The sequence below is a fragment of the Pseudomonas sp. BCRC 81390 genome (genome assembly GCF_030341915.1).
Lineage (GTDB): Bacteria > Pseudomonadota > Gammaproteobacteria > Pseudomonadales > Pseudomonadaceae > Aquipseudomonas.
In genome coordinates this window covers 79,368-105,468 of sequence record NZ_JATAAG010000025.1, presented here as the reverse complement: position 1 = coordinate 105,468, position 26,101 = coordinate 79,368, and the positions used below count along the sequence as shown (strand labels likewise).

The window sequence follows — 26,101 nt, the reverse complement described above, 5'->3', positions numbered from 1 at the left end:
AAAAACAAGCGAGAACCCCGTTATAGAGCGCTTACGACGCGCTCCGCGTCCTGTTTGCAATAGAGGTATTTTATGGATAATCCACCACTGTTCCAAGCAAGGTGGTCCTTCGGGCCATTGGCAGCCTGTACGCTGCTTCCCATCGTTCTACTGTGTTTCTGGTTATGGCCCGTTGGCCAGATCCTGTGTCTGACTTTCGACGAATGGCTGTTCCGCAGCCTGAATGCACCGCTGGCCGACAATGCCAGCTGGCGCTACATCTGGACGGTCGGCAGCCTGCGTCCGTTCGACATCGTCGTTGGCCTGATCCTGCTGGCAGTGCTGATTCGTGGCGACTGGGTATTCAAGGCAGCGCAGGTTCGCCAAGCCTTCTTCGGCTTTCTGGTCACGCTGATCCTCTTAGTGGTGATTCGCGCGCTGTTTTCCAAGTGGGTAAACGCAATGGGCTGGCAACACGATAGCCCCTCGATGGTATTCGACAACGTCGTGCACCTGAGCGATTACTATCCGAACCTGGAAAAGGCCTGGGAGCTGAAGGACCGCTCCAGCAACAGTTTCCCCGGCGACCACGCCTCGGTGCTGTTGATCTGGGCACTGTTCATGAACGTGTTCAGCCGGCGCCTGGTGCAGTATCTGGTTATCTGGGGGCTGGCGCTGCTGTTCATGCTGCCGCGCCTGGTGGCCGGTGCGCACTGGGGGCAGGATGACTACATTGGCGGGTTGCTGATGGCCGTGCTGGCGTTGGGCTGGAGCTACTACACGCCGCTGGCGGCCAAGGGCAGTGCGGCGCTGATGCGCTGGACAGCGCCGTTGTTCAACCTGTTGAGCAAATTACCGTTGATCGGACGGATGGCCGTCACCCGTTAAGGCCATGGGGCTGCTGCGCAGCCCCTTTCAATCGAAACTGCCATGCAGCTGGTGAATCTGCCGCCGCTGCTTCTTGGTCGGCCGGCCATCGGTCGTCACCCCCATGGCCCCTGCCTTGCGCATCTCCGCCGCCTGCTCACGCCGACGCACACTCTCTTCGGTCTCCTCGTACAAGGTCTGCGCCTCCGGCGCCCCACGCCGTACCACCGACAGCGCCTTCACCACCACCGTGCGCTCGTCGAACCCGGTGCGCAGCACGAACTCGTCGCCAACCCGCGGCTCCTTGCCCGGCTTGCAGCGCTCGCCCCGGCAATGCACCTTGCCACTCTCGATCGCTGCCTTGGCCAGGGCGCGAGTCTTGTAGAAGCGAGCCGCCCACAGCCATTTGTCCAGGCGGACCTTGTCATCGTCTTCGGCTTTTTGTGCCATCCCGTTACCTCGAACGCTGTGTTTCATCGAACTGTACTACCGTAACGAGCGGATGCAAAAAATCCCCGCCGTGCTTACAGTTCAACACCTCATCAGCAGGGTGCGTTTCGTGAAGACATTTGACCATTTGACAGTGATTGGCCTGCGCGAGTGGGTAGCCCTGCCCGACCTTGGCGTGGCCGGGTTGCGTGCCAAGATCGACACCGGTGCCAGCACCTCCAGCCTGCATGCCACCGAAATCGAACCGTTCGAGCGCGACGGCCAGCCCTGGGTCCGCTTCACTGCCCACCTGGGTTCGGTGGTGCAACTGCGCCACCGTCGCTGCGAGGCACCGCTGGTGACCATGAAGACCATCAAGAGCTCCAACGGCCAGGCCCAGACCCGCTATGTCATCCGCACGTCACTGGCCTTGGGCGATGGTGTGTGGGAGGTGGAGTTCACCCTGGCCTGCCGCAAGAACATGCGTTACCGCCTGTTGCTGGGTTCCAAGGCACTGATCCACGGCCAGTTGGTGGTCAACCCCGGGCTGAAATACGTACAAGACAAACCGGCCTTCCCGGCCACCCTTTCCCCTGTCACAGGTGCTGCATGAAGATCGCTGTGCTGTCGCGCAATCCGCGTCTGTATTCCACCCGCCGCCTGGTCGAAGCCGGAACCCAGCGGGGCCACGAAATGGTGGTGATCGATACCTTGCGGGCCTACATGAACATTGCCAGCCACAAGCCGCAGATCCACTACCGCGGCAAGCCGCTGGAAGGTTTCGATGCGGTGATCCCGCGCATCGGCGCCTCGGTGACCTTCTATGGCTGCGCAGTGCTGCGCCAGTTCGAGATGATGGGCGTATATCCGCTCAACGAGTCGGTGGCGATTGCCCGCTCGCGGGACAAGCTGCGCTCACTGCAGCTGCTGTCGCGGCGTGGCATCGGCCTGCCGATTACCGGCTTCGCCCACTCGCCGGACGATATCCCCGACCTGATTCAGATGGTCAACGGCGCTCCGCTGGTGATCAAGGTGCTGGAAGGCACCCAGGGCATCGGCGTGGTGCTGTGCGAAACCACCAAGGCGGCCGAGTCGGTGATCGAGGCGTTCATGGGCCTGAAGCAGAACATCATGGTGCAGGAATACATCAAGGAAGCTGGCGGTGCGGACATCCGCTGCTTCGTGGTCGGCGACAAGGTCATCGCCTCGATGAAGCGCCAGGCCAAACCCGGCGAGTTCCGTTCCAACCTGCACCGTGGCGGGGTGGCCAGCCTGATCAAGATCACGCCGGAAGAACGCATGACCGCCATCCGCGCGGCTAAGGTGATGGGGCTGAGCGTGGCGGGTGTGGATATCCTGCGTTCCAACCATGGGCCACTGGTGATGGAGGTGAACTCGTCGCCGGGGTTGGAGGGCATCGAGGTGACCACCGGCAAGAACGTGGCGGCGATGATCATCGAGCATCTGGAGAAAAATGGCGGGCCTAACCAGACCCGGACCAAGGGTAAAGGCTGATTGAGACCTGTACCGGCCCTATCGCCGGCAAGCACACAGGGGCATCACAACCTTCGGCCATCGGAATAGCTGTGGAGCTGGCTTGCCGGCGATAGGGCCGGAACCGCCAACCAGACTCACACAGCATTGCGCGGCAGTAGCAACCCCAACGGCAAGCGCACCCGCGCCTCGATCCCACCACCAGAGCGGTTGCGCAGCTCCACGTTGCCGCCATGCTGCGCCGCGATCCGCTTGACGATCGCCAGCCCCAGCCCGGTGCCTTTGCCACCGCGCGCCCGGTCGCCGCGGATGAACGGGTTGAAGATGGTTTCCAGCTCCGACTCGTCGATGCCCGTACCGCGATCCAGCACGCTCAGCACCACGTACGGCGCACTTTCGTCGCCCGATACATAAGCGGCCACCTCCACCCCCTTGCCGGCATGGTGCAAGGCGTTGCCAATCAGGTTGCCGAGCATGCGCTTGAGCGAAACCCGGCGCAGCGGGAACGGCGGAATCGGCTCCAGGCACAGGCGTACGCGTTCTTCCGGCTGGTTGTAAGGCGCCACCACCTCGCGCACCAGGTCGGCCAGGTCGACCTCTTCGAGCGGTTCGTCACGGCCATCGCGAATGAAGGCCAGGAACTGATCGAGGATCGCATCCATGTCCTCGATATCACGGACCATGTCTTCACTCAGCTCGCTGTCACTGTTCAACAACGACAGCGACAGGCGCAAGCGCGTCAGCGGTGTGCGCAAGTCGTGGGACACCCCGGCCAGCATCAGCTCGCGCTCGCGCCCGGCCTGCTCGACATCCTCGGCCATCTGGTTGAAGGCCTTGTACACCTCGGTCATCTCGCTGGGCGTATCGCTGATCGGCAGGCGCACGCTGCGCCCCTGGCCGAGCAGGCGAGCGGCGAATACCAGGCGCTTGAGCGGCTGGTTCAACTGGCGCACGAAGATCCACGCCGAGGCGGTGGACAGCAGGCCAATGGCCAGGAACCAGCCCAGCACGTTCCAGATCTTCTGCCCCCGCAGCGGGTGCGGATACAGCGGCACTTTCAGCCAACCGGGCCCCAGGCTGGGCGCGTTGACCCACAACGCAGGGGGCGCGTGGATACGCAGGCGCACCTCGGTGTCATCGCCCAGCTCGGCCTGCATCTGCCGTTGATAGATTTCACTGTAGGGCCAGTGCTGCTCGCCCTCGGGCACCCCCGAGCCGGTAACCCGGATAAGGCCCGCCGCTTCGGCAATCCTGTCGCGGTTTTCTTCGTCGGCAGCCCAATAGGCACGCAAGGTCAGCGCGACACCGTGGCTGTACTGGCGGTCGACCAGCACGTCCTCGTTCATCAACAGGTAGACCAGGGTCAGGGCCTTTGAGAACAGGACGACGATCAGCACCAGCCACAACGTGCGGGCGAAGAAGCTTTGCGGAAACCACAGCGGTGTCTTCATCAATGGCGAGGGATCATTTGCCGGCGTTCCCGTCCGGCACGAACACGTAGCCCACGCCCCAGACAGTCTGGATATACCGCGGCTTGGACGGGTCCGGCTCGATCATGCGGCGCAGGCGCGAAATCTGCACGTCGATGGAGCGCTCCAGCGCATCCCATTCGCGGCCACGGGCCAGGTTCATCAGCTTGTCGCGGGTCAGCGGCTCGCGTGCGTGCATGACCAGCGCCTTGAGCACGGCGAACTCACCGGTGGTCAGCATGTGCACCTCGTCGCCACGCTTGAGTTCGCGGGTGGCCAGCGACAGCTCGTAATCGCCGAAGGTGACCGACTCGTCTTCACTGCCCGGCGCCCCCGGCACGCTCGGGGCCTGGCGGCGCAGCACGGCCTTGACCCGGGCCATCAGTTCGTCCGGGTTGAACGGCTTGCCGAGGTAGTCGTCGGCGCCCAGTTCCAGGCCCTTGATGCGGCTGAGCTCGTCGCCCTTGGCGGTAAGCATGATGATCGGGATCTGGTTGTTCTGCTGGCGCAGGCGCTTGCATGCCGACAGGCCATCTTCACCGGGCAGCATCAGGTCGAGCACGACCAGGTTGAACACCTCGCGCTGCAGCAGGCGGTCCATCTGCTCGGTATTGGGCACCGCGCGGGCACGGTAGCCCTTGCTGGCGAAGAAACGTTCCAGGAGGCTGCTCAGCCCCGGGTCGTCGTCGACGATGAGAATCTTTTCACCTTCAGCGGTGTTTGGCGTGCCGGTCATGAATTACTCCTCTGGTATCGCCGCGCATTATGGCGTAGCCATTGCTGCACGTTGCGTGAGCATTGTTAGCAGATTTTTCCCCCGGCGCCAGTTCCGGCTGGCCGGGCGCCATCACCGCAAGGCGGTTGCGATGGGTATAATGCGCGGCTTTCATCCAGCGCCGCCGGGCGAAAGACCCACAGGCGCCCCCGTATTCATCAATGTCAGGTGGTTTACATGGACAGCATCAACAGCCGTATCGCCGAGGAACTGGGCGTACGCCCCCAGCAGGTCGAGGCGGCCGTGGGCCTGTTGGACGAAGGCTCGACCGTGCCCTTCATCGCCCGTTACCGCAAGGAAGTGACCGGTAGCCTGGACGATACCCAGCTGCGCCATCTGGAAGAGCGCCTGCGCTACCTGCGCGAACTCGACGAGCGCCGCGCCAGCATCCTGGCCAGCATCGAGGAGCAGGGCAAGCTGACCCCGGAACTGGCCCGCGAGATCAAGCTGGCCGACACCAAGACCCGCCTCGAAGACCTTTACCTGCCATACAAGCAGAAGCGCCGCACCAAGGGCCAGATCGCCCTGGAAGCCGGCCTCGGCGAGCTGGCCGATGGCCTGTTCAACAACCCCGACCTGGCCCCGGAAAGCGAAGCCGCACGCTTCGTCAGCGCCGACAAAGGCGTGGCCGACGTCAAGGCGGCGCTGGAAGGCGCCAAGTACATCCTCATGGAGCGCTTCGCCGAGGATGCCGCCCTGCTCGACAAGCTGCGCAGGTTCCTCAAGCAGGAAGCCGTGCTCAGCGCCCGCGTGGTGCCCGGCAAGGAAGAGGAAGGTGCCAAGTTCCGCGATTACTTCGCCCATGACGAACTGCTGCGCAACGCGCCGTCGCACCGTGCCCTGGCGATTTTCCGTGGGCGCAACGAGGGCGTGCTGAGCGCCTCGCTCAAGGTTGGCGAAGAACTGCCTGGCACCCTGCACCCCTGCGAGCTGATGATCGCTAACCACGTCGGCATCGAGAACCGCAACCGCCCGGCCGACAAGTGGCTCGGCGAAGTGGTGCGCTGGACCTGGAAAGTCAAGCTGTACACCCACCTGGAAACCGACCTGTTCGGCGAACTGCGCGACAACGCCGAAGGCGAGGCGATCAATGTCTTCGCCCACAACCTGCACGACCTGCTGCTGGCCGCCCCGGCCGGCCCGCGCGCGACCCTGGGCTTCGACCCGGGCCTGCGCACCGGCTGCAAGATCGCCGTGGTCGATGCCACCGGCAAGCTGCTGGACCACACCACGGTCTACCCGCACGCGCCGAAGAACGACTGGGACCGCACCATCTCCATCATGGCCGCGCTGTGCGCCAAGCATTCGGTGGAGCTGATCGCCATCGGCAACGGCACCGCCAGCCGCGAAAGCGACAAGCTGGTGGCCGAACTGGTCAAGAAGTATCCAGCACTGAAGATTACCAAGGTCATGGTCTCCGAAGCTGGCGCTTCGGTGTACTCCGCATCGGAACTGGCTGCCCGCGAGTTCCCGGACCTCGACGTGTCGATCCGTGGCGCTGTTTCCATCGCCCGCCGCCTGCAGGACCCGCTGGCCGAGCTGGTGAAGATCGACCCGAAATCCATCGGCGTCGGCCAGTACCAGCACGACGTCTCCCAGGTAAAGCTGGCACGTGGCCTGGACGCGGTGGTTGAGGACTGCGTGAACGCCGTGGGTGTCGACGTCAACACCGCCTCGGTGGCACTGCTGACCCGTATTTCCGGCCTCAACGCCACCCTGGCGCAGAACATCGTCGCCCACCGCGACGCCAACGGCCCGTTCGCGACCCGCGCGGCGCTGAAAAAAGTCAGCCGCCTGGGTGAGAAAACCTTCGAACAGGCCGCCGGCTTCCTCCGGGTGATGAACGGCGACAACCCGCTGGACGCCTCCGCAGTGCACCCTGAAGCCTACCCACTGGTGCAGCGTATTGCCGCCGACACCGGCCGCGACATCCGTTCGCTGATCGGTGACAGCAGCTTCCTCAAGCGCCTGGACCCGAAGCAATTCACCGATGAAACCTTCGGCCTGCCAACCGTCACCGACATCCTGCAGGAACTGGACAAGCCTGGCCGTGACCCGCGTCCGGAATTCAAGACCGCCACCTTCCAGGACGGCGTCGAAGACCTCAAGGACCTGGAACCAGGCATGATCCTCGAAGGCGTGGTGACCAACGTCACCAACTTCGGCGCCTTCGTCGACATCGGGGTGCACCAGGACGGCCTGGTGCACATTTCGGCGCTGTCGGAAAAGTTCGTCAAGGACCCGCGTGAGGCGGTCAAGGCCGGCGACGTGGTCAAGGTCAAGGTGATGGAAGTGGACATCCCGCGCAAGCGCGTCGGCCTGTCCATGCGCATGAGTGACACCCCGGGCGAGAAGGTCGAAGGCAATCGCGGCGGCAACCGTGGCAGCGGCGCCAACCGCCAGCAGCAGGCACCGCGCCAGCGCGAAACCGCCACTGCCGCCCCAGCCAACAATGCCATGGCCGCGCTGTTCGCCAACGCCAAGCAGTTGAAGAAGAAGTGATGGACGTTCCAGGCGAATACGTCGAAAGCGCCTTCAGCCAGCTGCTCGGCTGCCGCCTGCAACACCTGGAGCCAGGTGTTGCCGAGGTAGCCCTGGCCCTCGGGCCGCACTTGCGCAACCGGGGCCAGAAGCTGCACGGCGGGGCCATCTTCAGCTTGGTGGACATTGCCATGGGCCTGGCCTGCTCGGCCAGCCATGGTTTTGACCAGCAAAGCGTGACCATCGAGTGCAAGATCAACTACATGCGCGCCGTCAGCGATGGCGAAGTGCTGTGCACCGCCCGCGTCTTGCATGCCGGCCGGCGCACCCTGGTGGTCGACGCCGACGTAGCCCAGGGCGACAAACTGGTGGCGAAAGCGCAAGGAACCTTCGCGGTTCTCTAGCCCACCAAGCGGAATGTGCGGTATTTTCAGCAGTGCGCTGGCACTGCTGGAACCGCGTAAACCAGGCGACAACGCCAGTTCCTTTCTTCCTACCCTTGTAGACCGTTATCTCTACCCCCATATTGGGGCGACTGACGCGTGAAGGAATACATCTTGAGCGACCTCCTCAACCGCCGCCTGAGCCTGCTCGGCGCCAATCTTCCCCTGCTCAAGCAGTGCCTGCACGGTATTGAGCGTGAATGCCTGCGCGTGACCGACGAAGGTCGCCTGGCCCAGACCCCACATCCGCCAGCCCTGGGGTCGGCGCTGACAAACGAACAGATCACAACCGATTATTCCGAGTCGCTGCTGGAGTTCATCACTCCGGCGCTGTCCGACCCGGCCAAGGTGCTCGAGAGCCTCGAAGAAACCCACCGCTTCGTCTACAGCAAGCTGGGCGACGAATACCTGTGGAGCCCATCGATGCCGTGCACGCTACCGGCCGAGGAAGACATCCCGATCGCCGAATACGGCAGCTCCAACATCGGCAAGCTCAAGCACGTCTACCGCAAGGGCCTGGCCCTGCGCTACGGCCGCACCATGCAGTGCATCGCCGGTATCCATTACAATTTCTCGCTGCCGGAGGCGCTGTGGCCTCTGCTGCGCAGTGCCGAAGGCAGCAGCGAAAGCGACCGCGACTACCAGTCGTCGGCCTACATCGCGCTGATTCGCAATTTCCGCCGTTACAGCTGGCTGTTGATGTACCTGTTCGGCGCCTCGCCAGCCCTGGACAAGGGCTTCCTGCGTGGCCGCCCGCACCAACTCGAAGAGCTCGACGCCGAAACCCTGTACCTGCCCTATGCCACCAGCCTGCGCATGAGCGACCTGGGCTACCAGAGCAACGCCCAGGCGGGCCTCACACCGTGCTACAACAACCTGGCCAGCTACACCGACAGCCTGCGCAAGGCGGTGGGCACGCCCTACCCGCCGTACGTTGAAATCGGCACACACGTGGACGGCGAGTGGGTACAGCTGAACACCAACATCCTGCAGATTGAAAACGAGTACTACTCGAACATCCGCCCCAAGCGCGTCACCTACACCGGCGAGCGGCCAATCCAGGCCCTGACCTCGCGCGGCGTGCAGTATGTGGAAGTACGCTGCCTCGACATCAACCCGTTCCTGCCGGTGGGCATCGACCTTACCGAAGCGCGCTTCCTGGATGCATTCCTGCTGTTCTGCGCATTGGAGGACAGCCCGCAACTGGATAACGGCGAGTGCGGCCAGTGCACCAGCAACTTCCTGACCGTGGTCAAGGAAGGCCGTCGCCCGGGCCTGGAACTGCAGCGCAATGGCCAGGCGATCAGCCTGAAGGACTGGGCCAGCGAACTGATCGGGCGCATCCGCCAATTGGCCGACCTGCTCGACCAGGCGCAAGGCGGTGAAGAACACGCCAAGGCCCTGGACGCCCAGCAGGCCAAAGTCGACGACGCCTCGCTGACCCCATCGGCGCAAGTCCTGGCGCGCATGACCGAGCATGACGAAAGTTTCGTCAAGTTCGCCCTGCGCCAGAGCCGCATCCATGCCGAAACCTTCCGTGAGCAGCCACTGCCGGTCGCGCGCCAGCAGGCCTTCGAAACCCTCGCTCGCGACTCGCTGGTCGAGCAATCGCGCCTGGAACAGCAGGAAGTCGGCGACTTCGACCTGTTCGTCGGCGCTTACCAGGCCAGCATCCTGGCGATCAGTAACTGATGACCCGCACCGCTACCCCGCGCAAGCCACGCGCCAGCAGCCAGGCGAGGATCGAGGCGATCCTGGCGGCCGCCCGCGAGCTGCTGGCCAAGCAAGGGGTGGCGGCGCTTTCGATCTATAGCGTGGCAGAGCGGGCGCAGATCCCGCCTTCCTCGGTCTACCATTTCTTCGCCAGTGTTCCCGCATTGCTGGAAGCCTTGACCGCCGATGTACACCGAGCCTTTCGCGAGGCCTTGAGCGCACCGATCGACAGCAGCGCCTTCGAGACCTGGCACCAGCTCTCGCGGCTGATCGAACGGCGCATGCTCGACGTCTATAACGAAGATGCCGCAGCGCGGCAGTTGATCCTGGCGCAGCATGGTCTGAGCGAAGTGGTCCAAGCCGACAGGCTGCACGACATGGAGCTGGGCGAGCTTCTGCAAAGCTTGTTCAGCCGTCACTTCCAGCTGCCAGCGATGCCGAGCGATGTGGATGTCTTCGCCTTGGCCATGGAACTGAGCGACCGCGTCTACGCGCGCTCGATACAGCTGTTCGAACAAATCACCCCGCGCATGGCAGAAGAAGGTATGCGCGTGTTCGAGGCTTATCTGGCGCTCTACCTGCCGCCGTTTCTGCCAAGGCGCATCGGCGCCTGAGCAGACATATCTACGGCCGGATAGCACATCAAAGTGGTTTCAATGAGGTTTCTGCGTACGCGCGACCTCAAAGAGACCTTGTTTGATGCACACCTCAAAAGTCCCTCCTGCTGCTACCCTGGAAACACTCGACCTGGCCGACCGTGTCGGTTTCGACCGCCAACTGTCGGGTATGGGCAACCTGTTGGTAGCCGCTCGAAAAACCCTGGGCAATGGCGCCATGCAGCTGCGAAGCCTGTTGAGCCAGGCGCCCGATTTGCAACAGATAGTGCGTGGCGCATTGCAGGCGGAGCTGCACGTCTCGCCTGACACCTGTGGCTTGCGCCATGGCGACAGCCAGATAACCTTGCTGACCTTCGCTGCACGCCTGCTGGCCAACCCGGCGTTCGCCACCCCCTTTGCCGATTGGTCTACCTGGGGTTTCGACGAACAGACAGCACATGCGCAATTGACCGCCGCACAATGGGCCAGCCACCTTACCCCGATCGTCAACGCTGCGAAGCTGCGCGCCCCTCTTAACTACTGGGAAGGACGCATGCCGGGGACTGGCATTTCCCGCCAATCTCACGCCGAAAACCTGCTGCGTCAGCATCTGATCAGCAGCCTGGACATTGCCTATGGCCAAGGCACGCTTAGCCTCGAAAGCTGGCTGCAAGGCCGGCAGCCTTCACCACGCTATGCGCAACTGCAATGGCGATTGCCGACCAACAGGTACCTGACCAGCACCGTCGCGCTGTTGATCGCTCCGGTATCCGGCCAAACCCACTGGCTGATCTATCTACCGGGTATACCGGACAGCGTGCAGCAATTCGCCAACCTTGAGAGCCTGCGCGACTGGGTCTACCAGAACCGCTTCAGGTTCTGGGCGGACCCAAGGTCGCCGGTGACCCAAGGCAACCGCGACGACGTTGTGTTTACCGATACTCAAGGCGATGGCATCAGCCTGTTCATGGAAGAAACCCTGCGCCAACACCAGGAAATTACCGACCACTACCTGCTCGAGGCCTGCAGGCAAAGTGAAACCTCCCCCTTGGACTGGACTGCATTGCGAGCCTGGGAAAACCAGCGCAGTGCAATGGTTGCGCAATATCTGCATCCAGAGGTGGAAGCAGCCATCGAGGAAGTGATTGCAAAAGACACTGCGTTACCTGATGAGGAGGTGCATTTTGCCTGCCTGGAGCAACACCTGCCTGCGGGGTGGCGCCAACAGTGTGTCGAGCGCCAGGAGAATCTTCTGGAACACTACCTGGGCGATACCTTGGAACTCACGTCGGAAAAGGTGTCGCTGTTACGCGAGCGCCAGGCGTCGCTCGACCAGCTTCAGGACGCACATGACGCATACTTGCTGGCGTTGCCTGAACCCGTGAGCCGTGCCAACTTGCAGGCACAGGTCGCTGAAGAAACACATGAAGAACACATCGCCGATGGCTTATGCCAAGCCTTGCTGGAAGAAGCTCGCCTGCAGAACACCTTGGGTGAACTGTCGGCCACCCATCTGGGTTGGGTCGAAAGCCTCATCGACAGGCCTGAGCCGAGCCTACAACGTCCCGTGCTAGCCAGCACATTGGAGCTGGTCTGCGCAGATCGCAAGTGGCCGCTGCGTGGCTACATGACCTTGCGGGCCATCCCCACGGATGACGAGGAAGTGCAAGACCAGACGGTGCTGCTGTACAGGCCAGGCATGCGTGGCGGGTTGATGGCCTTTGCCGATGAGCCGGCACTTGCCAGGCGCCTTCTTGCCACACTTCATGGCGCATGGCCCGATGCCCTGCTGGAGTCAGCGCAGCCAGCCGTTGCATCGGACATCCTCGACGCCCTCTCTGGCTCAACGTCGGTGACCATCACCCAGACGCCGATCTTGTCGCATTTCATGCGGCACTGCGTGGCGTCCATTGTTGCCGCCTTGCCTGGCGTCAGCAGCCGGGAGCAAGCCCGACAGCAACTGTGCATAAGCGAAAACAAAGCCAGGGCGGTAGCGCTGGGACGTTTTGCGGAAAAGAATCGCAGCAGCTACTTCTCCGAGCAATTGGGTACGCTGCGGCACCTGGACGCAAACCAGCTCGCCGCGCTGAGCACCCAGACCAAGACACTCAAGAATGCGCTGCGGGACTCGGCCGAGCTGCTCCAGCTGAGCTTGCCAGCGCGCATGCAGTTCGCGCAGCTCAAGCTGAATGCTCACCTGTGCCGGGCATTCGGCCTGCAGACAGTACCGCACATTACCCTCGACATCGCCGACAGCGTCACTTTGAAACGTGAAGTGACCGGTCAATCGGGAATGCTCGGGGCCGGCTCCCGGGAAGTGCCTGTATTCAGTGAATCGCGCAGCGAAGTCTCGCTGGCATCTTTCATGTTATGGGCGCTGGATGATGAGCGGCGCCACCGCCTGAACAATGCCAACATCAGGTTCGAGCCAGCCGCTGACACTTCCTTGCAGAGCGCACTGACGCCTGCCTACCTGGCCGACCTGATCCAGCAGCTGGACATCGCCGGTGACTACGAAAGACGCATCACCCAAACTTACCTGGGCTTCGAACACGAGTCGGAATGGCAAGTGCAATGGCGCCAGGAGACCCTTCGCACCCCTTACGCCATTCGCCTGCAAATGCTGGTGACGAGCAGACCGACCAGCCTTGAGACCGATGGCCAGCGACTGCTGGAAACGTTTTGCCACGAACAGCTCGACGATGTGAACGCCAGAACGATCACGTATCGTTCGGTCACGCTCAAACCAGGCACCGCGGCAGATGGCTCCAACGACAGCGTGGGGCTTGCGGGCATCTACCTGATCGAAGGTCCTGGCGACCTCACTTTGCTGTATATACCCGATGCTCCCAACGGCACGATCGTCAGGCAGTACACAAGCAGTACGGCAGCCTGCCAGGCGCTGCAGGACATGGCACTGGACAGCGAAATGGCGCGATACCTCGCCAACCAGAGCCTGTCAGGCGACCCCGAACAGCATGAAAGCTACATCAGCACCGCCCTGCAACGAAATTTCCAGAGCTTTCTCGTACCTGGGCCCTCCCGTTCCGAGTCCTTGCCTACCCATGAATGCCGCCTGGATATGGGCATGCACATACGCAGCCACCGCGCCACGTCACGCAGCCAGGCCGACCTGACGCTCAGCGAGCCAGAAATCGCTACACGTCATCTGCTCCTGGGGCTGAGGTTAGCGTTCGGTATCGTGCCGGGTGTTGGCACGCTCATGGCAGTTTATGATGGCTGGCATGCGGCAAATGCCACAGTCAGAGCCTTTGAGCGTGGCAACCTGGAAGAAGGCCTCCAATACCTGGTCAGCCTGCTGCAATCCTTCACCGACGCCATGCTCTCGCTTGCGCCGCTGGCAGCAACCACACCCGCTAACCCGGCAGCTGCGGCACGCCTGCGGACCCTCCAACGACAGCGCCTTGACCCACTGCGGGCCGTGCCTGCGATTCGCAAGACGCGCCCCAGCCCATTCGCCGGCTATGAGACAGAATTGCCCCCTGGCCCGATGTTGCCCTCGACGCTCCCGCAAGGGGCTGGCGTGTTCGAGCACGGGGTAACGCGCCAGCGCTATATCGCAAGGCACGGCACCTGGTACAGCGTCGAGTGGGACCCGTCGTACCTTACCTGGAGGCTCAAACCCCAAGGCATTCGGTCCTATCGCCAACCTGTGCGGCTGAGTGAGCAAGGTAGCTGGGAAACGCCTGGCAGGCTGAACGGGCTTCTGGTCAACGATGGCCTGCAGGGCGGTGGTGGCGCGCTTACCACACTCTACAACCAAGGGGTGGCCTACTGGCGTCAGGCAATTCGTCGCCAGCCACCGCAACTGACCGGTATGAGCCTTGCCCATGACATAAACGGCGAGTTGATACGCATCAGGACGCGCATGAGCACAAGGCAAGCGGAATACCGCAGCGCCATGCATGCCATCGCCGAAGGGGCTCAACCAAGCGACTCGCAACGTGCTGCGATCGCTGATGCACGCAACAAGCTGAGCGCTGAGCTCAACCGCAACATCGACTACAACGCGCGCAGCATAACGCGCCTCAGGGAGCAGCGTGCAACGCTGAGCAGGGCGGATTACAGCAGGTTCACGGCGCTGTGCGAGGCGAACATCAACGAGATGACCGTGCTCGACATGCACCTGGCCGCTGACCGCCTTCTCCTGGCCAAGGCTCAGGTAGATCTCGCCGTCGCGGCCATCCAGGCCCTGCCCGGCCCTTCAGCCCCGACCACCGTGGTGAAACGCTTGGCCCAGGCTTCGCTGAGGGCCAATCAGGAAATGATTGAAACACTGCAAGTGATCGAGCGCCTGGCAATACGTCACCAAACCAGGCGCAATCAGCTGCAGGGCAGAGCGTTGACCGATTACCTGATGCGAGTGGAAGAAACAGGGCTCACCCTGGATGTGGACAATGCGCGGCTGGTCCAGGCAACGATCCTTTCGACCAGCCTGTTCAATGAAAACGCCGTTGAGCACCCGCAGATAGCTGCATTCATGGATCACTTCCACGAGCAGGGCATTGCCTTGCGCAGTACCCTTTCCAGCCAACTGCAACTACCCCGCGCCGGCCTTTCACGTGCCCAGGAGCGTGCCTTCCTGGAAAGCGCGCAAAACCGTTACGCCCGTTATCTGAACCATCTCAAGGCTTGGGAAGACAATTTCGTCGAGTTGCTGTCGCCTGACGATACCGGGGCCTTCCGCCAGCTGATGCGCAAACTCATGGATGACATTGACGCCCAACTCAGCAGGGCCAAAGTCGGCCAGCAACGCCCCGACCGCCGTCCCAATCGCGGCGCTAGCCGCCCACGCTTGTTCGATACCGTGGACGGGCCGCTTATTGGCGAAGCCGTCAGCCAGGGTGGCCAGACCCACATGCGCATCGACCAGCCCAACTCTGACCGCCTGCACACGGCCTATACCATGACCGAAGCCGGCCAGTGGCAGTTATCCACAGCGCAACGTTCCGCACCGACGCAGCCTTTGTCGATACTCGTGGGTGCCGCCAGATCGCGACTGGATGACCTTGCCCGGCTGCAGGCGAGACTGCGCCGCTATCAGACTACCGATGCGCTTCCCCTCGACCTGGAGGACATTGCTCAGTCGCACGCCCAACAGCTGCGCTTCATTGCCGACAGGCTTCGCCAGAAAGCCGGAGCATCGATCACCCCCGAGCAATCCGCCATTTCGCAACGGCTGAAAGCGGCCGCCGAGCAGATGCAGGACCTTGGCCGCGAGCTGCGGGTCGCTCAGACCAAGGCGACCAGAAAGCCGACCGTCGCCTACCTGGAATACCTGGTCGAGCAGCAAGAGGTGGAGGTGGCCTGGTCACGCACGCTGAAGCCGAAACTGGACCGCAAGGGCAACCCGGTCGAGTATCTGGAGGAATACCGGATCAATGATCGGAATACCGGGCAACCGTTGTGGTATGCGCACTTTCATTTCCGGCAAAAACCCGTGCAGGGTTTCACCCGGCTAGAGGCGGGTCACCTGAAGCTTGCCAGCGAGCGCGACCTGGGTGCAGGCGCCTGGCGGGGAAGCATGAACGAGACGCAAGCCAGCCGGCTGTTCGGCCAGCTGCGACCGGCCAGTTAACGCAGCGTCACCACCTGGGCTGGCTAGCAGCCCAGGTGGTGGTCGCTTACAACTTGGCAATGGAAACTTCGGTCGACTTCACGAAGGCAATCACTTCGCTGCCAACCTGCAGCTCCAACTCGCGCACGGAACGGGTGGTGATAACTGAAGTGACGATGCCCGAGGCAGTCTGCACGTCGATTTCCGACAGTACCGGGCCTTCGAGAATTTCCTTCACGGTACCTTTGAACTGGTTGCGGACGTTGATGGCTTTGATAGTCATGATTTGCTTCCTTCTCTAGGGCTTCATTCTGGTAAGTGGGTCATTCAGTGCGCCCAACGCAGCTGCGTGGGCAAAGGAGCGACAGGATCCGGCTCGGGCGCTGCGCCCGGAGCCGACAGAACACGGTTGAGCACTTCGCTTTCCAGCGCGGCCAGGCGGTGCGAACCACGCGCCCGGGGCCGTGCCAGGTCGACAGTGAGGTCGAGCCCGACCTCGCCGTCCTCGATCAGGATCACCCGGTCAGCCACAGCTACCGCCTCGCTGACGTCGTGGGTGACCAGCAGCACGGTGAAGCCGTGCTGCCGCCACAGGCGCTCGATCAATTGCTGCATCTCGATACGGGTCAGTGCATCCAGTGCACCGAGCGGCTCGTCCAGCAGCAGCAGGCGCGGCTGGTGGATCAGCGCCCGGGCCAGGGCCACGCGTTGCTTCTGGCCACCGGAGAGCGCTGCCGGCCATTCGTTGGCGCGGTCGGCCAGGCCCACGGCTTCCAGGGCTTCCAGCGCCCGCGGGCGCCAATCGCCGGACAGGCCCAGGCCGACGTTGTCGATCACCTTCTTCCACGGCAACAGGCGCGCGTCCTGGAACATCAGGCGGGTCTCTTCGCGGGCCTCTTCCAGGGGTGCGGCGCCAGCCAGCAGCTGCCCTGCCGTGGGCTGGTCGAGGCCGGCCAGCAAGCGCAGCAAGGTGCTCTTGCCGCAACCGCTGCGGCCGACAATGGCGACGAACTGGCCAGCCGGGATATGCAGCTCGATGCCCTTGAGCACTTCACGCTGGCCGAAGGTCTTGCGCAGCCCGCTGGAAGCCAGCGGGATGCCACGCAACAGGCGTGGCGGCTGTTCCTTGAGCACAGTCATGCGCCCTCCTTCTTCGCCACTTGATAGGCCGGGTGCCAGCGCAACCACACACGCTCCAGGCCCCGCGCGGCGAGGTCGGCAAGCTTGCCGAGCACGGCGTACAGGACGATGGCCAGGACCACCACGTCGGTCTGCAGGAATTCGCGGGCGTTCATCGCCAGGTAACCGATACCGGCATTGGCAGAGATGGTTTCGGCAACGATCAGGGTCAGCCACATGAAGCCGAGAGCGAAACGCACGCCGACCAGGATCGACGGCAAGGCGCCTGGCAGGATCACCTGGCGGAACAGGCTGAAGCCGGACAGGCCATAGCTGCGCGCCATCTCCACCAACGCCGGGTCGACGTTGCGGATGCCGTGGTAGGTGTTCAGGTAGATCGGAAACAGCGTGCCCAGCGCGACCAGGAAGACCTTCGCCGACTCGTCGATGCCGAACCACAGGATCACCAGCGGAATCAGCGCCAGGTGCGGCACGTTGCGGATCATCTGCACCGAGCTGTCGAGCAGGCGTTCGCCCCAGTTCGACAAGCCGGTGATGAAGCCCAGTACCAGGCCGATGCTGCCGCCGATGACGAAGCCCAGCCCGGCACGCCAGCCACTGATGGCCAGGTGCGACCAGATCTCGCCACTGCGCACCAGCTCGACGCCGGCGCTGACCACGGCGCTGGGCGCCGGCAGGATGCGGGTCGACAGCCAGCCGGCGCTGACTGCCAGCTGCCAGGCGGCCAGCAGCAGTACCGGCAGCGCCCACGGCGCCAGGCGCTGGCCAAGGCTATTGGAAGTTGCACGACTCATGGCCAGGCCCTCAGCTTTGCGCAACGGACTTGGGCAGGATGTCGTTGGCCACCATCTCGCCAAACGGGCTCACGTAGCCGCCAGCCCTGGGTTGCTCCGGACGCTGCACATCCAGGTGCGGGAACAGCAGCTCTGCCACCCGGTACGACTCTTCCAGGTGCGGGTAACCGGAGAAGATGAAGGTGTCGATGCCCAGCGCGGCGTATTCCTTGACCCGCGCCGCAACGGTCGGGCCGTCCCCCACCAGCGCGGTACCGGCACCGCCACGCACCAGGCCGACGCCGGCCCACAGGTTGGGGCTGACCTCCAGCTTGTCGCGGTTGCCGTTGTGCAGCGCTGCCATGCGCTGCTGGCCGACCGAGTCGAAGCGCGCCAGCGAGGCCTGGGCGCGGGCGATGGTGTCGTCGTCCAGGTGCGAAATCAACTTGTCGGCGGCGGCCCAGGCTTCTTCGTTGGTTTCCCGCACGATCACGTGCAGGCGGATACCAAAGCGCACTTCGCGGCCTTGGGCAGCGGCTTTCTCACGTACCTGGGCGATTTTTTCCGCGACTGCGCTGGGCGGCTCGCCCCAGGTGAGGTACAGCTCTACCTGCTCGGCAGCCAGGTCCTGGGCGGCTTCGGAGGAGCCGCCGAAATACAGGGGCGGGCGTGGTTGCTGGATCGGCGGGTACAACAGCTTGGCGCCCTTCACCTGGATATGCTTGCCGTCGTAGTCGACCACCTCGCCTTCCAGCACCTTGCGCCAGATACGGGTGAATTCCACGGACGCTTCATAGCGTTCCTGGTGGTTCAGGTGCAGGCCGTCTCCGGCCAGTTCGTCCGGGTCACCGCCGGTCACCAGGTTGAATAGCGCGCGGCCATTGGACAGCCGGTCAAGGGTTGCCGCCTGGCGTGCCGCCACGGTCGGCGAAATGATGCCGGGGCGCAGGGCGACCAGGAATTTCAGACGCTGGGTCACCGGTATCAGCGACGCGGCAACCAGCCAGGAGTCCTCGCAGGAACGCCCGGTAGGAATCAGTACGCCACCGAAACCGAGGCGGTCGGCCGCCTGGGCGATCTGCTGCAGGTAGCCGTGGTCGACAGCGCGGGCGCCATCGGCGGTGCCCAGGTACTTACCATCACCATGGGTGGGCAAAAACCAGAAAATGTTCAGGCTCATTGGAGTTGTCTCCTCAAGGGTGGCTCAGCCAGGGCAGGGCCCCGGCGCGGCAAGTCAATCAAGGTGCACTGGCGACCTTGGCCGGGGGTGTCCAGATCACGTCCTTGATGCTCAGTGGCTTGGGAATCAGCTTCAGCGCCTGGAACGTGTCGGCGATCTTCTGTTGCGCGGCCACCACTTCCGGGGTGAGCGCTGCGGCGCCATAGCCCTGGCGCTTGACCGAAGTCAGGGTGATGTCGGCGGGCAGGCCCAGCAGCGGTGCAACCTGCTCGGTCACCTGCTGCGGGTTGGCCTGGGACCACTGGCCCACCGCACGGACTTCTTCGATCAGGGTGTTGATCACCGCGGGGTGCTGGGTCGCATAGTTGCGGGTAGCGAGGTAGAACTGGTGGTTGTCGACCAGGCCTTTGCCGTCGCGCAGGGTGCGCGCTTGCAGCTGTTGTTCGGCAGCCGCCTGGTAGGGGTCCCAGATCACCCAGGCATCGACGCTGCCGCGCTCGAAGGCTGCGCGGGCGTCGGCCGGCGGCAGGTAGACGGGCTGGATGTCGCTGTACTTGAGGCCGGCCTCTTCCAGCGCGCGGACCAGCAGGTAGTGCACGTTGGAACCCTTGTTGAGGGCGACCTTCTTGCCCTTGAGGTCCTTGACCGACTGTACCGGCGAGCCCTTCGGCACCAGGATCGCCTCGCTGTGCGGCGCTGGCGGCTCATAGGCGACATAGAGCAGGTCGGCACCGGCGGCCTGGGCAAACACCGGCGGTGTTTCGCCGGTGACACCGAAATCGATGGAGCCGACATTCAACCCTTCAAGCAGCTGCGGACCGCCAGGGAATTCGGTCCACTGCACCTGCACGCCCTGCTCGGCCAGGCGCTTCTCCAGCGTGCCTTTGGCCTTGAGCAGCACCAGGGTGCCGTATTTCTGATAACCGATACGCAGGCTCTCGGCCTGGGCTTGGGTAATGGCGCCGAAGGACACAGCCGCCGCAAACAGGGCGACCAGACCGCGACGCAAGAAGACTGTGCGCATGGCGCTCTCCTGTGCGATGGGGTTCGGGTTGCACCTGCTTGCCTCGTTGTCGGGCGAGTAAGGTGGTGAAGCAATTAAGGCCGGTCAGATACTCCAGCGAGCGCTGATCAGGCGTTCCTTCAGCACGCCGGGGGCCACGGGGCGCGGCCGGCGGGCCAGGGCGACGTGGAAGGTCTCCAGCGAGTCCTGCAGGCGTTGTTCCAGCGCTGGTACCAGCTGCGCGGGCTTGCTGCCGTCTGCGTAGGCAATCTGGCTGTCGTCGGCGAAGATCCCTTGCAGGGTCTCCTGCGCCTTGAGTGCCGACAGCACAGGTTTCAGTGCGTAATCCACCGCCAGCATGTGGGCGATACTGCCGCCGGTGGCGATCGGCAACACGATCTTGTGGGCCAGGGCCCGTTCGGGCAGCAGGTCGAGCAAGGTTTTCAAGGCGCCTGCGAAGGAGGCCTTGTACACCGGGGTGGCAACGATCAGGCCATCGGCCTGGGCTACCAGTTGCTGGAAATGCTGCACCTGCGGGCTGTCGAAACGAGCATGCAGCAGGTCTTCGGCGGGGAAGTCACGTACCTGGAACGTCACCACCTCGACACCACGGTCCTGCAGCCACTGGCGCGAACGCTCCAGCAGCACGCCGGAGCGTGAACGGGTACTGGGGCTACCACCGATTGAGACGACCAACATTGCAGCGTTTCCTTGTCTGGGTTGAGCGTGACATTACCAGCGCCGGCATATATCTAGAAATCATATTTTTTCATTTGTTTATTCCATTTCGACTTTTCATCCAGACGGCCCACGAAAAGGCCATTGCAATTCCCCCTGGCATAAAAAAGGGCCGTCGAAACGGCCCGAATATCCCTGCTATGGCTAAGAGCAATGCAACGAGGAATTCTTCAGCGATTGGGTTGAGGGGTCAGGCGCAGGTACGGCTTGACCGCCCGGTAACCTTTGGGGAAGCGCTGCCTGATCTCCTCTTCGTCCTTCAGCGAAGGCACGATCACCACGTCGTCACCGTCCTGCCAGTTGCCTGGCGTGGCCACCTTGTGGTTGTCGGTCAGCTGCAGCGAGTCGATCACCCGCAGGATTTCGTTGAAGTTGCGCCCGGTACTGGCTGGGTAGGTGATGGTCAGGCGCACCTTCTTGTTCGGGTCGATAACGAACAGCGAGCGCACGGTCAGGGTGTCGCTGGCATTCGGATGGATCAGGTCGTACAGGTCGGACACCTTGCGGTCGGCGTCGGCGATGATCGGGAAATTGACCACGGTATTCTGGGTCTCGTTGATGTCCTCGATCCAGCGATGGTGCGAGTCGACCGGGTCGACCGACAGGGCGATGGCCTTGACCCCGCGCTTGGCGAACTCGTCCTTGAGCTTGGCAGTCAGGCCCAGCTCGGTGGTGCACACCGGGGTGAAATCGGCCGGGTGCGAGAACAACACGCCCCAGCTATTGCCCAGCCACTCGTGGAAGCGGATCTTGCCTTCGCTGGAATCCTGTTCGAAATCGGGGGCGATATCGCCGAGTTTGAGGCTCATGGGCTGCGGCTCCTGTGCTGGGTTCTGTAGCGTGTGGGTTCAATGTGCCTGCGCTCGAATAAAAATAAAAAGAATAAATAACGATTTATTTATAACTAAACTTCACATTAACAAGCAGACACAAAAAAGCCTCGCACTAGGCGAGGCTTCTTGTTTGGCTACGGCTTACAGGAAATTGTAAGTGTAGTTCACGATGAAGCGGGTCTGGTCTTTGTCCGCAGCGCTTTCGCCGCTACCACGGTAAACACCCTGACGCAGGCTGAAGCCCAAGCCTTTGAGGGTGCCTTGCTGCAGGGTGTAGTCGACGCGTGCGTCACGTTCCCATTCGTTATAGCTGCCATCACCCGACTTGTTGCGTACGTCGTCACCACGCAGATAGGCCACCGAAGCCTTGAGGCCTGGAACACCCAAAGCCGCGAAGTCATAGGAGTACTGACCGAAGGTGGTGTTTTCGCCAGCGCGGGCGAACTGGTTGATCATGCTGTCGGTGAACAGGTAGAAGCTCGCGCCGCCGTTGCCTTCCAGCGAAGAGGTGGCGCCGTCCTTGCGGACGCTACCTTGGTTCAGCCAGACGAAACCACCGTCATCACCCACCTGCTGGTGGCCGAGCATCAGCGCGTGGCCACCCAGGGTGTAGGTGAACATGGCGCTCCAGGTCTTGTTGTCGACCTCACCGGTATTCTTCGCGAAGCCACCGTTGTTGTCGAAGGCGTAACCGGTCTGACCATTCTTGCCATCGCTGCTGCTATCGAAGTAGCGCAGGTCAGTCTTGAACGACTGGTTGTCGGCAATCTTGAAGACGTGGGTAGCACCCAGGAAGTGCTGCTTGTAGAAGTCTTCCAGGTTCGAGTAGTAGTACTGCAGGGTCAGGTCAGGAGTGAGCTTGTAGTCACCACCGGCGAACTGGAACTTGTTGCTGTCACGGAAGGCGCCAGAAACGGAAAGACCGGTCCGGTTGCTCGAAGCACGGCCCATCGCGTGGGTCAGCTGACCGGCGTTGACGGTCAGGTTGTCGATTTCCTTCGACTGCAGGGTGCCGCCCTCGAAGGTTTGCGGCAGCAGACGGCCATCGTTGGAGACCAGGATCGGCAGGTTAGGCGCCAGGGCGCTACCGTAGTGAACTTCCGTCTTGGAGAAGCGAGCCTTGGCGTTACCACCAATGCGTGCCCAGTCGTGGACTGCCGAGCCATCCGAGTCGCTTGGGAAGAAGGTGTTGTTGGCATCTGGGCGGCTACCACGGCCACCGTCCAGGTGAATGCCCCACAGTGCTTGAACGTCAACACCAAAGCCTACGGTGCCTTCGGTGAAGCCAGACAGGTAGTCAAGCTTGAAGCCCTGACCGCTTTCCTTCTGGTCGATGCCGCTTTCGCGGTTGTCATCGTTGAAGTACATGGTGCGCGAGCTGAGCGACAGTTTGCTGTCTTCAACGAAACCGGCAGCGCCTGCTTGTTGGGCGAGAACCCCCAATGCCACGGCCAGGGCCAGGCTGGACTTGTACATATTTTGCTCCTCTACGTTCTAATTCTTGTGTATCTCTGGCGGCGGGATCTGCTGCCCCGCTCACCGTGGATTGGCGATTTAGTCCCAAAGCGTGACCATTAAGTCAATCGTTTCTAAACGTTTCGCGACTTTGGTCTAAGACGCCACCTGCGCTACAGGATAATGACAATCCTATAAATCCAAAATGACCGTTTTATGAATTGGTAAGATTTTTCTGGAATATGTTAGGAACTGTTACTGAATTTTGTTGTAAAGGCCTGCCAATTCATAACCAATGGTTATTTGCAAACGTTTGCTCATAACCTAATTCCAGATCGTTCTATCAGGACGGGAAAGCCTAGCAGCGCTCTCGCTTTTCGCCATTGAGTGAAAGCCAAGCAATTGGCTCCTAAGCTAATGCAAAAAAGTTATTTATTTTACTGTTCTTAGATCATTTAGCCTTCTCGCCATCCAACACACCAATGGCTGACGAGAGGTTCACCATGATTCCGCACGCTCCGCTGCGTCTGTTTGCCGCCCTGACCCTCGCCAGCGCCAGCTGGTTGGCCCAGGCCGCCGACCTGACCGTGGCCTACCAGACCACCGTCGACCCCGCCAAAGTCGCGCAGGTCGATGGCGATTATGAAAAAGTCAGCAAGGCCAGCATCGACTGGCGCAAATTCGACAACGGCGCCGACGTGATCACCGCCGTGGCCAGTGGCGATGTACAGATCGGCTACCTGGGCTCCAGCCCGCTGGCCGCCGCTGCCACGCGCAAGCTGCCGGTCGAGACCTTCCTTATCGCTACGCAGATTGGCGCCGGTGAAGCGCTGGTCGCCCGCGACGGTATCAACACACCGCAAGACCTGGTCGGCAAGAAAGTCGCCGTGCCGTTCGTCTCCACCGGCCACTACAGCCTGCTGGCAGCGCTGAAAAACTGGAACATCGACCCGTCCAAAGTGCAGATACTCAACCTCGCACCACCAGCCATCATTGCTGCCTGGAAGCGTGGCGACATCGACGCTACCTATGTATGGGACCCGGCCCTGGGCGTGGCCAAGGAAAACGGCAAGGTACTGATTACTTCGGGCGAGCTGGCCGCAAAAGGCGCGCCGACCTTTGACGCCTGGATCGTGCGCAAGGACTTCGCCGCCAAGCACCCGGACGTGGTCAAGGCCTTCGCCAAGGTCACCCTCGACGCCTACGCCGACTACCGCAAGGACCCCAAAGCCTGGCTGGCCAACCCCGACAATGTCGCCAAGCTGGCCAAGCTGTCCGGCGCCAAGCCTACCGATATCCCGGTACTGCTGCAGGGTAACGTCTACCCGCTGGCAGCCGACCAGGCCAGTGCCCTGGGCACGCCGACCACCCAGGCGCTGACCGACACGGCCACCTTCCTCAAGCAGCAAGGCAAGGTCGACGCGGTACTGCCGGACTACTCGCCGTACGTCAGTGCCCAATACCTGCCCAACTAAGCCTGTAGAAACCGACCGGAGCCTGCCATGGCCTTGCTCGAGCTGGAGCGCATCAGCGCACAGTACCCCGGCGCCGCTACCCCGGTGCTGGCCGACATCAACCTGAGCCTGGGGCCGCGCCAACTGCTGGTGGCCCTGGGGCCTTCCGGCAGCGGCAAGACCTCGCTGCTCAACCTGATCGCCGGCTTCGTCGCCCCCAGCGGCGGGCGCATCACGCTGGACGGCATACCCGTTCAGGGCCCCGGGGCCGAGCGTGGCGTGGTGTTCCAGGACGATGCCCTGCTGCCCTGGCAGAACGTGCTGGCCAATGTCGCCTTCGGCCTGCAACTGGCCGGCATGCCCCGCGCCGAGCGCGAAGCCAAGGCCCGCGAAATGCTGGCCCTGGTCGACCTCGACGGTTTTGCCGAGCGACGCATCTGGCAATTGTCCGGCGGCCAGAAACAGCGCGTGGGCCTGGCCCGGGCGCTGGCAGCCGACCCTCGGGTACTGCTCATGGACGAGCCGTTCGGCGCGCTCGATGCCTTCACCCGCGAGCAGATGCAGGAGCTGCTGCTGCAGGTGTGGCAACGCACGGCCAAACCGGTGTTCCTGATTACCCATGACATCGAAGAAGCGGTGTTCCTGGCCAGCGAGCTGGTGCTGCTGGCACCTAACCCAGGTCGCGTGGTGGAACGCCTGCAACTGGATTTCGGCCAGCGCCATGCGGCCGGCGAACCGGCCCGGGCGATCAAGTCCGACCCGGCCTTCATCGAAACCCGCGAGCATGTGCTGGCGCGGGTGTTCTCGCAACGGCAAAGCCTGCAGGAGCGTGCATGAGCAGCCTGGACCTGCCGGTCACCGGCAAACACAACGCCCAACCCCGGCCAGTCACGAGGCCGCGCGCCCCGCTGGCTACCCGCTGGATCAGCACGCTGACCCTGGCCAGCCTGCTGCTGGCCTGGTGGTTGGTGACCGCAGCCGGCTGGATCGAGCCGCTGTTCCTCCCCGCGCCCGCCGATATCGGGGCCAGGGCCTGGACCTTGCTGACCCAGGGTTACATGGATGCCAGCTTGTGGCAGCACCTGGGTGCCAGCCTGGGACGCATCGGCGTAGCCCTGCTGGCCGCCACCCTCACGGCCATTCCGGTGGGTATCGCCATCGGCTACAACCGCGTAGCGCGCGGCATCCTTGACCCGTTGATCGAGTTCTACCGGCCGATCCCACCGCTGGCCTACCTGCCGCTGATCGTCATCTGGTGCGGCATCGGCGAGCTGTCGAAGGTGCTGCTGATCTACCTGGCGATCTTCGCGCCCATCGCCATTGCCACAGCCACCGGCGTGCGCACGGTCGATCCGGCCAAGCTGCGGGCGGCACAGTCGCTTGGGGCGAGCAGGGCCCAGCTGATCCGTCATGTGATCCTGCCCAGCGCCTTGCCGGATATCCTCACCGGCCTGCGTATCGGCCTCGGAGTCGGCTGGTCGACCCTGGTGGCCGCCGAGCTGATCGCGGCCACCAGTGGCCTGGGCTTCATGGTCCAGTCGGCGGCGCAGTTCCTGGTAACCGATGTGGTGGTGCTGGGCATCCTGCTGATCGCCCTGATCGCCTTCGCCCTGGAGATGGGCCTGCGCGCCCTGCAACGCAAGCTGGTGCCTTGGCACGGGCAAAGCCATTGAACCTTGTTGACCACGCCAGCAGCCTGGC

Annotated in this window: 21 protein-coding genes and 1 pseudogene; 11 read left to right on the top strand and 11 right to left on the bottom strand. The window is 62.8% G+C overall.

All coding sequences use genetic code 11. The features are described from left to right. The first annotated feature begins 72 nt into the window (after positions 1-72). On the top strand, positions 73-867 hold the full coding sequence (locus QSV36_RS11280) for a phosphatase PAP2 family protein (protein WP_289131660.1): 795 nt from the start codon (positions 73-75) through the stop codon (positions 865-867). Positions 868-894: 27 nt separating this feature from the next. Here the strand turns inward: QSV36_RS11280 and QSV36_RS11275 are convergent, their stop codons facing one another. After that, the gene (locus QSV36_RS11275; protein ID WP_016714465.1) at positions 895-1,296 is read right to left on the bottom strand and encodes an RNA-binding S4 domain-containing protein; all 402 of its coding nucleotides are present in this window, start codon (positions 1,294-1,296) and stop codon (positions 895-897) included. 109 nt (positions 1,297-1,405) lie between these two features. Between QSV36_RS11275 and rimB the strand changes: the two genes are divergently transcribed. Together rimB and rimK are read left to right on the top strand one after the other, a co-directional pair. Further along, positions 1,406-1,888 (top strand): retropepsin-like aspartic endopeptidase RimB, encoded by a 483-nt coding sequence (gene rimB / locus QSV36_RS11270; RefSeq protein WP_420831029.1) that lies wholly within the window; start codon positions 1,406-1,408, stop codon positions 1,886-1,888. Further along, entirely contained in the window at positions 1,885-2,790 is a 906-nt protein-coding gene (gene rimK / locus QSV36_RS11265) for a 30S ribosomal protein S6--L-glutamate ligase (RefSeq protein ID WP_013970455.1), read from the top strand. Before rimB ends, rimK begins: the two co-directional genes overlap by 4 nt. A 116-nt stretch (positions 2,791-2,906) precedes the next feature. Here the strand turns inward: rimK and QSV36_RS11260 are convergent, their stop codons facing one another. Both QSV36_RS11260 and ompR read right to left on the bottom strand, forming a co-directional pair. Further along, entirely contained in the window at positions 2,907-4,220 is a 1,314-nt protein-coding gene (locus tag QSV36_RS11260) for an ATP-binding protein (protein WP_289131659.1), read from the bottom strand. A gap of 13 nt (positions 4,221-4,233) precedes the next feature. Beyond that, complete coding sequence (gene ompR, locus QSV36_RS11255) at positions 4,234-4,974, bottom strand: osmolarity response regulator transcription factor OmpR (protein ID WP_170027818.1); 741 nt, start codon at positions 4,972-4,974, stop codon at positions 4,234-4,236. A gap of 216 nt (positions 4,975-5,190) precedes the next feature. Between ompR and QSV36_RS11250 the strand changes: the two genes are divergently transcribed. The 5 genes from QSV36_RS11250 (at position 5,191) to QSV36_RS11230 (ending at position 15,845) form a co-directional block, all read left to right on the top strand. Beyond that, the gene (locus QSV36_RS11250) at positions 5,191-7,515 is read left to right on the top strand and encodes a Tex family protein (RefSeq protein WP_289131658.1); all 2,325 of its coding nucleotides are present in this window, start codon (positions 5,191-5,193) and stop codon (positions 7,513-7,515) included. Beyond that, positions 7,515-7,898 carry a PaaI family thioesterase gene (locus QSV36_RS11245; protein ID WP_289131657.1) on the top strand — a complete coding sequence of 128 codons (384 nt, stop codon included), beginning with the start codon at positions 7,515-7,517 and terminating at the stop codon, positions 7,896-7,898. The genes QSV36_RS11250 and QSV36_RS11245 overlap by 1 nt, the downstream gene beginning before the upstream one ends. Before the next feature lie 153 nt (positions 7,899-8,051). Further along, complete coding sequence (gshA, locus tag QSV36_RS11240; protein WP_289131656.1) at positions 8,052-9,629, top strand: glutamate--cysteine ligase; 1,578 nt, start codon at positions 8,052-8,054, stop codon at positions 9,627-9,629. Further along, on the top strand, positions 9,629-10,264 hold the full coding sequence (locus tag QSV36_RS11235) for a TetR/AcrR family transcriptional regulator (protein WP_289131655.1): 636 nt from the start codon (positions 9,629-9,631) through the stop codon (positions 10,262-10,264). The genes gshA and QSV36_RS11235 overlap by 1 nt, the downstream gene beginning before the upstream one ends. A gap of 280 nt (positions 10,265-10,544) precedes the next feature. After that, on the top strand, positions 10,545-15,845 hold the full coding sequence (locus QSV36_RS11230; protein WP_289131654.1) for a dermonecrotic toxin domain-containing protein: 5,301 nt from the start codon (positions 10,545-10,547) through the stop codon (positions 15,843-15,845). A gap of 46 nt (positions 15,846-15,891) precedes the next feature. On the opposite strand, the gene QSV36_RS11225 is transcribed toward QSV36_RS11230, so the two are convergent. The 8 genes and pseudogenes from QSV36_RS11225 to QSV36_RS11190 all read right to left on the bottom strand — a co-directional run bounded on the left by QSV36_RS11225 (position 15,892) and on the right by QSV36_RS11190 (position 22,967). After that, entirely contained in the window at positions 15,892-16,107 is a 216-nt protein-coding gene (locus QSV36_RS11225) for a TOBE domain-containing protein (protein ID WP_003255829.1), read from the bottom strand. 44 nt (positions 16,108-16,151) lie between these two features. Then, positions 16,152-16,989 (bottom strand): annotated as a pseudogene (gene ssuB, locus QSV36_RS11220) (aliphatic sulfonates ABC transporter ATP-binding protein). Further along, on the bottom strand, positions 16,961-17,758 hold the full coding sequence (gene ssuC, locus QSV36_RS11215; protein WP_225780007.1) for an aliphatic sulfonate ABC transporter permease SsuC: 798 nt from the start codon (positions 17,756-17,758) through the stop codon (positions 16,961-16,963). Before ssuC ends, ssuB begins: the two are co-directional and overlap by 29 nt. Before the next feature lie 10 nt (positions 17,759-17,768). Next, positions 17,769-18,917, bottom strand: a complete 1,149-nt coding sequence (gene ssuD / locus QSV36_RS11210; RefSeq protein WP_289131653.1) for an FMNH2-dependent alkanesulfonate monooxygenase — start codon at positions 18,915-18,917, stop codon at positions 17,769-17,771. A 58-nt stretch (positions 18,918-18,975) separates the two neighbouring features. Beyond that, a complete protein-coding gene (locus QSV36_RS11205; protein WP_289131652.1) occupies positions 18,976-19,941 on the bottom strand; it encodes a sulfonate ABC transporter substrate-binding protein in 966 nt (321 codons plus the stop codon). Between the two features lie 84 nt (positions 19,942-20,025). Further along, a complete protein-coding gene (ssuE, locus tag QSV36_RS11200; RefSeq protein WP_289131651.1) occupies positions 20,026-20,619 on the bottom strand; it encodes an NADPH-dependent FMN reductase in 594 nt (197 codons plus the stop codon). 209 nt (positions 20,620-20,828) lie between these two features. Next, positions 20,829-21,467 carry a peroxiredoxin gene (locus tag QSV36_RS11195; protein ID WP_225780003.1) on the bottom strand — a complete coding sequence of 213 codons (639 nt, stop codon included), beginning with the start codon at positions 21,465-21,467 and terminating at the stop codon, positions 20,829-20,831. A gap of 165 nt (positions 21,468-21,632) precedes the next feature. Continuing rightward, positions 21,633-22,967, bottom strand: coding sequence for an OprD family porin (locus QSV36_RS11190; RefSeq protein ID WP_289131650.1), 1,335 nt, complete (start codon positions 22,965-22,967; stop codon positions 21,633-21,635). A gap of 482 nt (positions 22,968-23,449) precedes the next feature. Between QSV36_RS11190 and tauA the strand changes: the two genes are divergently transcribed. The 3 genes from tauA to tauC are packed head-to-tail and all read left to right on the top strand — an operon-like array spanning position 23,450 to position 26,073. Then, the gene (tauA, locus tag QSV36_RS11185; protein ID WP_289131649.1) at positions 23,450-24,421 is read left to right on the top strand and encodes a taurine ABC transporter substrate-binding protein; all 972 of its coding nucleotides are present in this window, start codon (positions 23,450-23,452) and stop codon (positions 24,419-24,421) included. A gap of 27 nt (positions 24,422-24,448) precedes the next feature. Then, complete coding sequence (gene tauB, locus QSV36_RS11180) at positions 24,449-25,237, top strand: taurine ABC transporter ATP-binding subunit (RefSeq protein WP_289131648.1); 789 nt, start codon at positions 24,449-24,451, stop codon at positions 25,235-25,237. Then, positions 25,234-26,073, top strand: coding sequence for a taurine ABC transporter permease TauC (gene tauC / locus QSV36_RS11175; RefSeq protein WP_289131647.1), 840 nt, complete (start codon positions 25,234-25,236; stop codon positions 26,071-26,073). The genes tauB and tauC overlap by 4 nt, the downstream gene beginning before the upstream one ends. Positions 26,074-26,101: the final 28 nt, after the last annotated feature.

What these genes read in the sequence shown, in the direction of transcription:
- QSV36_RS11280 (WP_289131660.1), top strand. Translation starts at nt 73, where the DNA reads ATGGATAATCCACCACTGTTCCAAGCAAGGTGGTCCTTCGGGCCATTG.
- QSV36_RS11275 (WP_016714465.1), bottom strand. Translation starts at nt 1,296, where the DNA reads ATGGCACAAAAAGCCGAAGACGATGACAAGGTCCGCCTGGACAAATGG.
- rimK (WP_013970455.1), top strand. Translation starts at nt 1,885, where the DNA reads ATGAAGATCGCTGTGCTGTCGCGCAATCCGCGTCTGTATTCCACCCGC.
- QSV36_RS11260 (WP_289131659.1), bottom strand. Translation starts at nt 4,220, where the DNA reads ATGAAGACACCGCTGTGGTTTCCGCAAAGCTTCTTCGCCCGCACGTTG.
- ompR (WP_170027818.1), bottom strand. Translation starts at nt 4,974, where the DNA reads ATGACCGGCACGCCAAACACCGCTGAAGGTGAAAAGATTCTCATCGTC.
- QSV36_RS11250 (WP_289131658.1), top strand. Translation starts at nt 5,191, where the DNA reads ATGGACAGCATCAACAGCCGTATCGCCGAGGAACTGGGCGTACGCCCC.
- QSV36_RS11245 (WP_289131657.1), top strand. Translation starts at nt 7,515, where the DNA reads ATGGACGTTCCAGGCGAATACGTCGAAAGCGCCTTCAGCCAGCTGCTC.
- QSV36_RS11235 (WP_289131655.1), top strand. Translation starts at nt 9,629, where the DNA reads ATGACCCGCACCGCTACCCCGCGCAAGCCACGCGCCAGCAGCCAGGCG.
- QSV36_RS11225 (WP_003255829.1), bottom strand. Translation starts at nt 16,107, where the DNA reads ATGACTATCAAAGCCATCAACGTCCGCAACCAGTTCAAAGGTACCGTG.
- ssuC (WP_225780007.1), bottom strand. Translation starts at nt 17,758, where the DNA reads ATGAGTCGTGCAACTTCCAATAGCCTTGGCCAGCGCCTGGCGCCGTGG.
- ssuD (WP_289131653.1), bottom strand. Translation starts at nt 18,917, where the DNA reads ATGAGCCTGAACATTTTCTGGTTTTTGCCCACCCATGGTGATGGTAAG.
- QSV36_RS11205 (WP_289131652.1), bottom strand. Translation starts at nt 19,941, where the DNA reads ATGCGCACAGTCTTCTTGCGTCGCGGTCTGGTCGCCCTGTTTGCGGCG.
- ssuE (WP_289131651.1), bottom strand. Translation starts at nt 20,619, where the DNA reads ATGTTGGTCGTCTCAATCGGTGGTAGCCCCAGTACCCGTTCACGCTCC.
- QSV36_RS11195 (WP_225780003.1), bottom strand. Translation starts at nt 21,467, where the DNA reads ATGAGCCTCAAACTCGGCGATATCGCCCCCGATTTCGAACAGGATTCC.
- QSV36_RS11190 (WP_289131650.1), bottom strand. Translation starts at nt 22,967, where the DNA reads ATGTACAAGTCCAGCCTGGCCCTGGCCGTGGCATTGGGGGTTCTCGCC.
- tauA (WP_289131649.1), top strand. Translation starts at nt 23,450, where the DNA reads ATGATTCCGCACGCTCCGCTGCGTCTGTTTGCCGCCCTGACCCTCGCC.
- tauB (WP_289131648.1), top strand. Translation starts at nt 24,449, where the DNA reads ATGGCCTTGCTCGAGCTGGAGCGCATCAGCGCACAGTACCCCGGCGCC.
- tauC (WP_289131647.1), top strand. Translation starts at nt 25,234, where the DNA reads ATGAGCAGCCTGGACCTGCCGGTCACCGGCAAACACAACGCCCAACCC.